General features: G+C 35.6%; 6 protein-coding genes. 1 reads left to right on the top strand and 5 read right to left on the bottom strand.

The window, feature by feature from the left end:
- Positions 1 to 135: 135 nt before the first annotated feature.
- From CKF58_RS03155 to CKF58_RS03140, 4 genes are all read right to left on the bottom strand, one after another.
- Positions 136 to 1,758 carry a phosphoethanolamine transferase family protein gene (locus CKF58_RS03155; RefSeq protein WP_119530885.1) on the bottom strand — a complete coding sequence of 541 codons (1,623 nt, stop codon included), beginning with the start codon at positions 1,756 to 1,758 and terminating at the stop codon, positions 136 to 138.
- 324 nt (positions 1,759 to 2,082) lie between these two features.
- Positions 2,083 to 3,429 carry a thiamine-phosphate kinase gene (gene thiL, locus CKF58_RS03150; protein ID WP_119530883.1) on the bottom strand — a complete coding sequence of 449 codons (1,347 nt, stop codon included), beginning with the start codon at positions 3,427 to 3,429 and terminating at the stop codon, positions 2,083 to 2,085.
- Between the two features lie 63 nt (positions 3,430 to 3,492).
- Positions 3,493 to 4,728 (bottom strand): phosphoglycerate dehydrogenase, encoded by a 1,236-nt coding sequence (gene serA / locus CKF58_RS03145; RefSeq protein ID WP_119530881.1) that lies wholly within the window; start codon positions 4,726 to 4,728, stop codon positions 3,493 to 3,495.
- A 283-nt stretch (positions 4,729 to 5,011) separates the two neighbouring features.
- Positions 5,012 to 5,575 (bottom strand): nitroreductase family protein, encoded by a 564-nt coding sequence (locus tag CKF58_RS03140; protein ID WP_119530879.1) that lies wholly within the window; start codon positions 5,573 to 5,575, stop codon positions 5,012 to 5,014.
- Positions 5,576 to 6,036: 461 nt separating this feature from the next.
- Here CKF58_RS03140 and CKF58_RS03135 point away from each other — a divergent pair, with 461 nt between their 5' ends.
- Positions 6,037 to 8,727 (top strand): 5-formyltetrahydrofolate cyclo-ligase, encoded by a 2,691-nt coding sequence (locus CKF58_RS03135; RefSeq protein ID WP_119530877.1) that lies wholly within the window; start codon positions 6,037 to 6,039, stop codon positions 8,725 to 8,727.
- 184 nt (positions 8,728 to 8,911) lie between these two features.
- Here CKF58_RS03135 and rlmB read toward each other — a convergent pair whose 3' ends face one another.
- Positions 8,912 to 9,658 carry a 23S rRNA (guanosine(2251)-2'-O)-methyltransferase RlmB gene (gene rlmB, locus CKF58_RS03130; RefSeq protein ID WP_119530875.1) on the bottom strand — a complete coding sequence of 249 codons (747 nt, stop codon included), beginning with the start codon at positions 9,656 to 9,658 and terminating at the stop codon, positions 8,912 to 8,914.
- Between the last annotated feature and the right edge of the window lie 609 nt (positions 9,659 to 10,267).

The raw sequence follows: 10,267 nt of genomic DNA, 5'->3' as shown, positions 1-10,267 counted from the left end.
GAGGTCTTAGTCGTTTACTTAAAGTATAACCTTCGCTTTAAGTATTGCCTTATCCTTAAAGTATTAGTTTAGCTTAGGTATTGCCTTAGTTTTAAGGATAAGTTTTTCAATTATCTTTAAGGATAATTTCGCATATTATTTTTCTGGTGCAGCAATAATTGGTTGCACAGGTAAATCAGCAAAATTTACCCATGAAAATTGATTGAACACCTTGATCGGTTGGTTTGTGCCTAAGAAAAATGACGGAGCATTAGCATAGTTAGCTAGTTTAATGCCTGTCCATTCGGCAAAGCCTTGAATAAAGTTAGTTGCACTTTGTTGGAAATTAATAACTTGGTGTTCAGTATCGTCCGAACTTAGAACCACAAAAGGTACGCGATAATTTTCTTGGAAGTTTTGTCCAATTGTCAGATTAGCAAAGCTACCTGTTTGACTATTAGGGTAGGTTAAACCATGATCTGAAAAGTACATTACCGAGTAAGATGGACTTTGTTTCTTCACAATATCGACAACCGCAGCAATAAAATCATCAGTTTGTTTAATGCTTTGTACATAACAACTCATGTTTTTATTGAGATAGTCATAGTTTACGTTCTCCCATAAACGATGACAAAAGCTCGGATGCGAACCAATCATATGCAGAAAAACTACACGTGGTTTATCGCTTGCCGTTTGTAAGGTATTTTCAAGTAATGGTAGAAGATCTTTATCTTTAGCATTACTTAAATCGAATACGCCGTGCGTAGGGAAGTATGAACTATCGGCTTGTACTCCTAAACGCGAAGCAATAGTATCATATTCACCTAAGTACCCTTGACTAGATAGCCATGCCGTATTAAAACCTGCTTGTTTAGCTAAACTTACAATGTTATTTTCGTATACAGTTTTATCAGCAAGGTGTTGATACATAGTATAGAAAATACTCATATAAGTATTTGACGCGGCAGCAATATAACCGTTATAGATTTTACTTGGAGTTTGCTCAAGGAATGGCGTAGTGTTTAAATCAAACTTACCATATACCGAGAAGTAGTCTTGACGTGCTGACTCACCAATAATTACCACGTAAGTTTTATATTTAGGTTCTACGCTAGTAATTTGCCAAGAAGACTGTTTATTAATGTCTTTGGTTAGTGCGTCTTTTTGAATAAAGTATTGTTGGTAATCGCGGTATATTTTTACAAAGTAGAAAAGAGGATATACGCGCGAGAAAGCCATTTGTTGGTAGAAATGACTTCCAGCTAATTTATAAGGTTTATAAATACAGCCAATAATTACAAACAGTACAGCTAGACTTACAGCAATGGCACGTCCTGGAGTTACCGGATAGCGAGTCATTGGACGGCGACGATAACTATGGTAACGACGAATATAGGCTTTACGTTTTTTACCATAGTAGGCTACTACCCAACTAAAGAGTACAAAGAGTACAGAAACCGCATAAATCCAAAACGGGATTGTACTTAAGTATTCTTTAGCTTCTACACTATTGGTTTCAAAGAGCGAAGCAATAATACCGCTTTGCACCGGACCGTATATTATGGCTTGCGGTAAGTAACAACCACCAACCAGACCATAAATTAAGATCACTGCATAAAATAGAAACGGAATATAGCGGTAGAGTAAAACTATAAGAACATAAGAAGCTAGTACTTCTAATGGTGTAAAGGTATAGCCTAAAGCTATGTGGTTAAGTACCACAAATATAAAGAGGACAAAATAGAATTTTAAGTCCCAAAGTTTACGCAAAAACTTCATAAAATAGTAACTAATTTTGTGCTGAATGCTATCCAGCAAACAAAAGCCAAAGTAAGAAATGTATTTTTATGACAGTCATTATATACGCAAGCGCCTAAGAAGTTGTAGACTTTTATCGCAGTAGAGAGTTGTAACTAAAATTTACTAATGGGTTAATTAAAAATAACTCAGTGATTACTATTAAACTCATGTTTAATTAAAAATAACATAGTGTTAATTATTTAACTAATGGTTTATTAAAAATAACCCAGCGATTATTTCTTCCCTTTAATGTTTTAGTTGGAGTATGGGTCTACCGCTCTTACGCTGCTTAGTATTAATTCTTTAAGCAAAATGCTCCCACATAAAGTTCTGACATAATTGCTTAATTAGTTCTTGGTCTTTAGTTTTTGCTTCTAAAGCTGCACTTAGATCTGCTTGCAGATCTACGGCTTGTCCATTACGCGTTAGTTTTATTTCCGGCACAAAGCTTGCATTCACTGCACGTTGCGGCTTAGTTTTAGCAGCTTCTAATTGTTGCTCGCTTGCTGGAGTGATATAACCAATTTCGTTTACCATGCCAATTAAACCTATCGAGGTCATTTTTTCAACAAAAGCCTCAACTTTAGCTTCAGGAACGGTAAAGAGAATTTGATAGTCCTCACCACCATGTAGTGCCATATATTCTACTGGTAATACTTGGAGGGCAGAGAAATCAACTAGTTCATAGAGAGGTGCTAAATATGGGTGTGCTGGTAATTTAGCTAAGTCGATTACGGCGTTAACTTGGCTTTGTTCACAAATATGACGTAAATCTCCTAGCAGACCATCTGATACATCCATACCAGCATTTACATAGCCATGGAAATTTTGTGCCATTTTAATCCAAGGTTGGGGATAAAGATTTTTAATTACGAGACCATTAACTACTTCTTGCCAGAAAGTATTTAGTTTAGTAGGGTCATCAATATTTAATTTGTCCGCAAGAGGTGATTTTAAAGCCTCTTTGCTTAACAAACCTGTTAAATCTTGTTCTAAAGTTTGTACTTTACTAAAACGTTGGTGCGGATAGATACTTTGGCTACTTAAACCTACAGTAAGGTTTTCTTCTTTACTAAACAGACTATTAACTCGGCTTGAGAAATAGTTTTGATGTAAGTGTTGCAGAATTAAAAAGCCTGCATAAGCAGCTCCTAAAGTACCAGTTACAAAAATACGATCACCCACTTGTGCTTGATTTCTGGTAAAAGCTTGTCCTTGAGCAACCGTACCATGTGCGGTTATGGTTACGGATAACTCTTTCCCACGTACGGTATCCCCACCGATAAGTTTCACATTAAAGGTATTTAGCGCATCGTATAGACCGGAGCTAAAAGCTTCTAACCAAGTATGATTTACGGCTGGTAAGGTTAAAGCTAGAGTAACCCACGTTGGAATCCCACCTTTACTACAAATATCCGAAAGATTAACCACTACGGATTTATAACCTAAATCATAAGGGTGTATTTCTGGATAGAAGTGTGAACCTTCAACTAAAGTATCAGTCGTAATAAGCGAATCATATGCCGCATCAACTTGCACAATAGCACAATCATCACCTAAGCTGGATTTAACATTAGTGCTCGGATTAAGCGTGATGTTTTGCGGTTGGTTAAAATATTTTGCAATTAAAGCAAATTCACCTAAAGCCATATTTATGTCCTTATACGTAAAAAGTCGCAGAGATCTGCGACTTTTCCTAATTTATGCAGCAGATTAAAGTAATTGACGAACTTTAATAGTGCCTGAAATATCTTTTAATTCTTGAATTAATTGTCCAACTACTTCACGATCAGCATTAACGTCGATTACTACGTAACCAATATCAGGACGCGTACTTAAGAACTGACCGGCAATGTTAATTTCATTTTTCACAAACACTTGGTTAATGGCGTTTAATACCCCAGGTTTGTTGTGGTGAATGTGTAGCAGACGAATAGATGATTGGTGGCTTGGTAAAGTAACTTCAGGGAAGTTAACCGCCGTAGCTGTAGAACCGTTATCTGAGTATTTCACAAACTTAGCAGCAACTTCTGCGCCAATATTTGCTTGGGCTTCGGCTGTTGATCCTCCTACGTGAGGTGTTAAGATAACATTGTCAAACTCACGTAAAGGTGAAACAAACTCTTGTCCTGCGCCTTTTGGTTCTTCAGGGAATACGTCTAAAGCTGCACCGCGTAAAGTTTTATCTTTAAGGGCTGCAACTAAAGCTGGAATATCAACTACCGTACCACGTGCAGCGTTAATCAGTACAGCACCTTTACGGAACTTACTAAACACTTGCGCATTAATCATGTTTTTGGTAGTTTCATTTTCTGGAACATGTAGAGAAACAATATCACTGTTACTTACAAGTTCTTCAAGGCTGTGCACTTGTTGAGCATTACCTAAAGGGAGTTTATTTTCAATGTCAAAGAAAATAACTTTTAAGCCTAAAGATTCAGCTAGGATTGATAATTGGCTACCAATGTGACCGTATCCCACAATACCTAAGGTTTTACCACGTACTTCATTAGCATTACTTGCCGATTTATTCCAAATACCACGATGTACTTCAGCATTAGCTTGCGCCAGATTACGATAAAGCATAATCATTTCCCCAAGTACCATTTCTGCAACTGAACGGGTATTACTAAATGGAGCGTTAAATACTACTACCCCGTTAGCTGCGGCTGCGTCTAAATCAACTTGGTTTGTCCCAATACAAAAACAACCGATTGCAATAAGTTTTTCGGCTGCTGCAAGTACTTGAGCCGTAATATGAGTGCGCGAACGAATTCCCACAAAGTGAGCATCTTTAATCGCGTCTAAAAGTTCTTGATCTTCGAGAGCTTTAGTATGATATTCAATGTTAGTGTAACCTGCTTGTTTGAGCGTTTGCACTGCAAGTGGATCTACACCTTCTAATAATAAGAATTTAATTTTATCTTTAGCTAAAGAAATTTTATTCATCGAGTTTTCACTCCTTAGGCAAGTGGAAATAGCATTCTGGAGGCAAGGATATAATTGCCCTATCCTATTATACTCAATTAACTATTGCGAGCAGTGATTTATCAAAATTGAGATGAATATTATCTTGTGCCAATTAGTCAAAGTTAATAAAAGGAAATCCTCAAGCAGTGGGTTCTGACTTGAGGATTGGGATACAAATTAATTGTAATGATACAGAGCAATTAGCTAGTTAAGCAATTAACTTACGAATTAGTAACGACTAATTGACAAATTAATTAGTGAATTAACTAATGAAAGTTACGTAATCATCTACGTATTTAAGTTTTTTATCTTCTTTCTCTTTAGCTTCTACGCATGTGCCTGAAAGTAAGAAAGCTACGATTTGATCATTTGCCTCACAGTTAAAGAACTCACGCATTTTAGTGCCTTGTGTCCATTTACCTGTTACCCAGAAATTATCAAAACCTAAATCATTAGCTGCTAGTTGAATAGCGTAGGTCGCACAGCCAGCCGTTACCACTTGTTCCCATGCTGGAACTTTTTTGTGATTTGGATCCACTTTAGCGACAACAACAATTACTTGTGGAGCTCGAGACCAGAATTTTTCAGCTTTGTCGTAGAATTTTTCTGGTAAATCTAATTCTTTACAACAATCTAGCATTAGAGTCGAGAGATTTTTTAACGCAGCTTCCCCTTCAACTACATAGAATTGAAAAGGTTTTAATGAACCATGATCTGGTGTACGCAGGGCTGCTTTAAAAATTAAATTTAATTGCTCTTTATTCGGTGCTGGAGCAACTAATTTCTTTTGTGAAAAACGGTTAGTAAGAAAGTTTACTACTTCCATGAGTATTAAATCCTGTATTAGAGTTTGTTAAGGTCTAATGTATTAGGTTATTTAAAGTGATTAAAATATGGCTGTTTTACGAGATAAATTTCTTCGTTTTGGGTGACATTATTTGTCATCGTGGGTAGCATAATTTGTCATAGTTAGACTGAGTAACAATGCAAAACTACATTCGATAAAATTTACAAGTTAAAACTACCTAAAAAAGCTATTTTCCCGCAAAATATCGGGCAAAATCCGCAATAAAATGCTAAACTATAAAGTGCTAACTTTTACTTGCCAAGGGCAAAAAAGATAAAAGTAGTACATAGTTTTAATTTTGATTATATCCTGTTTTCGGCTTAGCTAGAGCATAAACTTTTTCTTGCTAGTTAAGCAAATCAGGATTTTAATTACCGAGCATAAGCATGATCCTCGCTTAATAAGCTTAGGTAACTTAGAAGTTTATTGGTGCATATAAGATGCAAAGAATTGATAAATATAACGTTTTAGCGAGTAGTATTGCCGCTTTTAGTAGCAAGCGTTTTCAATTAGGACGTAAGTATGGATTGGAGAATTACTTAACTCCATACGACAAGTTAATACTCCTGTCATTTGTTAAACTAGTTCGCCTGCAAGGGGAATTAGAAAAAGATAAAACACAAAATTCTGTTTCTTTAAAAGAGGCGATTCAAAAATACTTCGATCTTCACAAAGCTAATATCTTTGCTTTAGCTAGTGAAAAAGAAATGCTTTACAACATTCAGGCCAAACAGCTTGAAATCCTAAATAAGCAAGGAATTAGCGATGTAGAAAATCATGTAGACTTTGATTTAAACGAGCATAAAGAACTAGGGTTAATGATCGAACTTTTCCATGAGCAAAGTTTAACCTCAACAGTTTATAACAACTTTATCGAAAACTATTTCGAAGAACTGCATAATCAACGTAAACACACGACTTATGTGAAAAAGTTAGATCGCGATTTTATCTATAAAAAAGCAGAAATGCTTTCACAAGAGATATTAAAAGAGCGACCTGAATTATCACATAAAATTGCGGATTTACAACCTAAATTAGAACTTCTGGCAGCACAAGTTGATCCTAACTTAAATGAATATGGGCGTATTGCACTTTATAAACAAGAGTTACGTCAGTTAGTAAAACAACGTCGCATTAAAAATGATCATTGGTACGGAGAAACGGCTTTAAATTTCTACGTCGATATGTTCTTTGAAAGCTTAATTGCCAAAAAGTCAATTTTAGCAATTTTACGTCGTAGCGTGTTAGCCATGAAATATGCTCATTCTAAGAGTAAAACTGAACTGGCTAAAGCAACCAGTGCGCAAAAGTTTCAATTAGAAAATCTCGATAATGAAAAAGCGAACGATTTAAATCTTCTAGTTGAACAAGTTCTAAAAGATTTTGCTGCTAAAAACCAGGAAGAACTAAATAGTGGTGATCATGCTTTAGGTCAATTAGAGGCAGCCGAAGTTTTACGCTTACAAAATAAGCTCGAAGATTATCCGTTTATTGTTGAAAGTCCAATTAACTTAGGGCGTACACTTGAAATCGAAGCTATGGCAAAAAACCAAGACCTCTACGCACAAGTAGCAGATCTTGAGGCAAGCAAAACTAGTCAAATCGATTTCAAATTTAATCCTAAAATCGGAGTACATGACTATTTAAAATATGATTCAGCATTACCATCGCTGTTTTATGCTTATCCAAATAGCTATTACATTCCTGAAGACAGATTAAATTTACAACTCGAAGAAATTAAAATGGTTAACAATAAACGTAAAGACGACCACGAAGCTATGTTTAGCGATCGTGAGCTCTTAAGTTTATTTGTTAGTGATTCATATGAGGCTGGACGTTTAATTCGTGCTTATTTAGGCTTATTAAATACGGAAGAGTTTACGCGCTTACGTGAAATTGCCGAGGATATATTCCCAGAGATCAATTTCCCATTCACCATTCTCTATCAAGCAATTCATTCGCAACTGTTAGGTTACTTGACTTTAGTCCAAGCTAATACCGAAATAGCAACTAAACGTGCTTCGATGATGGTACAAGGTCTTAATCAAGATCATATTCAGAATCTAAGTAGAGTCTTAACTGGCGATGATGATAATTACTTTAAACGTTTAGAGCGCACCACCGCTTGGGTAAAAGAATTACAAGCTGATCCAAACAAAAATATTGTGGATAAGCGCTTTGTAGAGTACCTTGAACACGAGGAAATTGTCGAGCATTTACCTGAGCGTTTAGCACAAACTGTTTATAGTAGTAACTATAACGATCGTTCAGGGATTATTGCCTTATATTACGCAGCACATGGTGAATACCCTACCCAAAACATTATTCGTTTACTCTATGCTACAGGTTATAAAGTTGCTTTACCTTACATCGTAGATGGTGAGAATATGTACTTTAGTGAGCTTGCAAGTGTAAACTTTAATGATCCGGATTACTTCATCCGTAATGACTACGGAATTATTGAGCCTATTCCTTATGCGCATGGAGTAGTTCATTTTAGTGATATTAGTGTAGTTGCAACTCCGGTAGTGGCATTTGATCCAGGTCTTAAACGTATGGGGATGGGTGGCGGTTACTATGATCGCCTATTTGGTAGATACCGTCGTATGTATTCTACTAATTTCCTCGATCCATTTGTTGGACACACGGATGTTCTCCGTCCTGAATTTATTGGTTTAGCTTACTCATGGCAAGAAGTACCTTATACTTACCCAGAGAAACATGACTTACTTTTAAGTCGTATGGTATTAATGGAACTCTTACCTATAGGTAATGCCCATGCTCTTAAATATTCTTTAACGCAACAAGAGTATGAAGCGAAGCATTTAGCTAAAGTGTATCAAATCCAACAAGAAGCGCAACAACAAGCGACACGCTTTAAAGAACTATTTACTGCTCCTGGACAGCCTTTTGAGTATTGGCATGAAAACCAAGAAATTGCAAACGAGCAACTAACAATTATGCAAGAGCAAGCTGCGCTTGCCTTAGCCGAGCAATTAGAAATTAAAGCTAAAACTCCAGAAATAGTTCCTTTTAGTTCTGGCTTAGAAGCTAAGGATAACTATGGTGAGCATGAGTATCAAGATTTAGATGAATTAATTGCTCGAGTTGATAGCTTTAATGCTAAATAGTTTTACAGCTAAATAGTTGCTAAACTTTTGCTGATAGTTTTGTTGTAGAGCTCAACTATAAGCTACTTAATAGCTAGAAAAAAACTCTACAATTGAAGAAAATCTCTACTTAATTGAAGTAGAACATTACTTAATTAAAGTAAAAATTAAGCCCCTCAAGAATAAATCTTGAGGGGACATTTTTTTATTTAGCGCTTAATTGACGCACTATTTCAAATAAACATACACCTGTAGCAACAGAAACGTTTAACGAAGAAACAATTCCAGCCATAGGGATTTTTACTAATTCATCACAGTTTTCACGAGTAAGGCGACGCATGCCTTTACCTTCATTACCCATAACTAAAGCTAGACTGCGACGTGGGAATTCATATTGATAAATGTTTTGTTCAGCTTCACCAGCTGTACCCACAATCCATACACCTTCATCTTGGAGCTTACGCATGGTACGAGCTAAATTCGTAACTTTAATTACCGGTAATACTTCAGAAGCACCTGAAGAGATTTTACGTGCCACCGGAGTTAAACTTGCACTCTTATCTTTAGGGATAATTACGGCATCAACTCCTGCAGCTTCGGCACTACGTAAGCAAGCTCCTAAATTATGTGGATCAGTGATCCCATCTAAGATTAAAAAGAATGCTTGTTCTTTACTACTTAGAATATCAAACAGGTGATTCTCACCGAACTCTTCAAGTTTACGCACTAATGCCATAATACCTTGATGAGCTGCGTCTTCAGGAACAAATTGTTCAATTTTCTCTTTACTCGTAGGAGTAGTTTTAATGTGAAGTTCAGATAGTTTGTGAAGTAGTTGTTGTAAACGTTGATCGTTACGTTCTTCAGTATAGACAACTTCAATGATCGCTTTAGGACGAGCAGTCACTAAAGCTTCAATAGAATGGAAACCATAAATGACAGATGCTGACATAATAAAATCATCCGAAAATAGCAAAATAAACAAGGGGTTAAATTACTAGGCAACAGGATCTAACCTTGCTATATTGTACTCTAGTTTAGAGCTTTTTAGCAAAGTATCTCAGAAGAAAAATTTAAAAAGAGATAAACCACAAATCCAGACTTTAAATTATAAAAATTTACCCTATAACTATAGAGAGAAAAATAAACAATTTTACTCTTAGTTAAGTCTAGAACTAAGCAAATGACAATAAGTTCTAGCTATATGATAAAAATTTGTAAGTAATGGCGTCTATTGTCGAAATATTTAGGTATTTGGGCTTTGTAAGTTATATAAAAATTAAAAATCGACGTCTTTTTTAAGAAAAAGCTGTATAATAAAAGCAGTAAAGCAACATAATGTAGTGAGTACATAAGTAAAGTTGGCTTTAACTTGTTATTTTTAACCTATATTCTTTTTAGGTAAATAATCTGTAAAAAATTACTATTTAAGAGGATTCCTCTTAAGTTGAGCAAGAATTAACTTCCCCTATTTTAGAGATATATTTCCATGACCAAACATATTAATCCTTATATTGAACATGGTAAGAAAAATGCCAATATCAAAAAAATGACCGTGTCA

The organism is Psittacicella hinzii (assembly GCF_003585935.1).
GTDB lineage: Bacteria > Pseudomonadota > Gammaproteobacteria > Enterobacterales > Psittacicellaceae > Psittacicella > Psittacicella hinzii.
Note: the sequence above shows the minus strand (reverse complement) of the source record. Positions and strands in the feature narration are given on the sequence as shown.

What these genes read in the sequence shown, in the direction of transcription:
- CKF58_RS03155 (WP_119530885.1), bottom strand. Translation starts at nt 1,758, where the DNA reads ATGAAGTTTTTGCGTAAACTTTGGGACTTAAAATTCTATTTTGTCCTC.
- thiL (WP_119530883.1), bottom strand. Translation starts at nt 3,429, where the DNA reads ATGGCTTTAGGTGAATTTGCTTTAATTGCAAAATATTTTAACCAACCG.
- serA (WP_119530881.1), bottom strand. Translation starts at nt 4,728, where the DNA reads ATGAATAAAATTTCTTTAGCTAAAGATAAAATTAAATTCTTATTATTA.
- CKF58_RS03140 (WP_119530879.1), bottom strand. Translation starts at nt 5,575, where the DNA reads ATGGAAGTAGTAAACTTTCTTACTAACCGTTTTTCACAAAAGAAATTA.
- CKF58_RS03135 (WP_119530877.1), top strand. Translation starts at nt 6,037, where the DNA reads ATGCAAAGAATTGATAAATATAACGTTTTAGCGAGTAGTATTGCCGCT.
- rlmB (WP_119530875.1), bottom strand. Translation starts at nt 9,658, where the DNA reads ATGTCAGCATCTGTCATTTATGGTTTCCATTCTATTGAAGCTTTAGTG.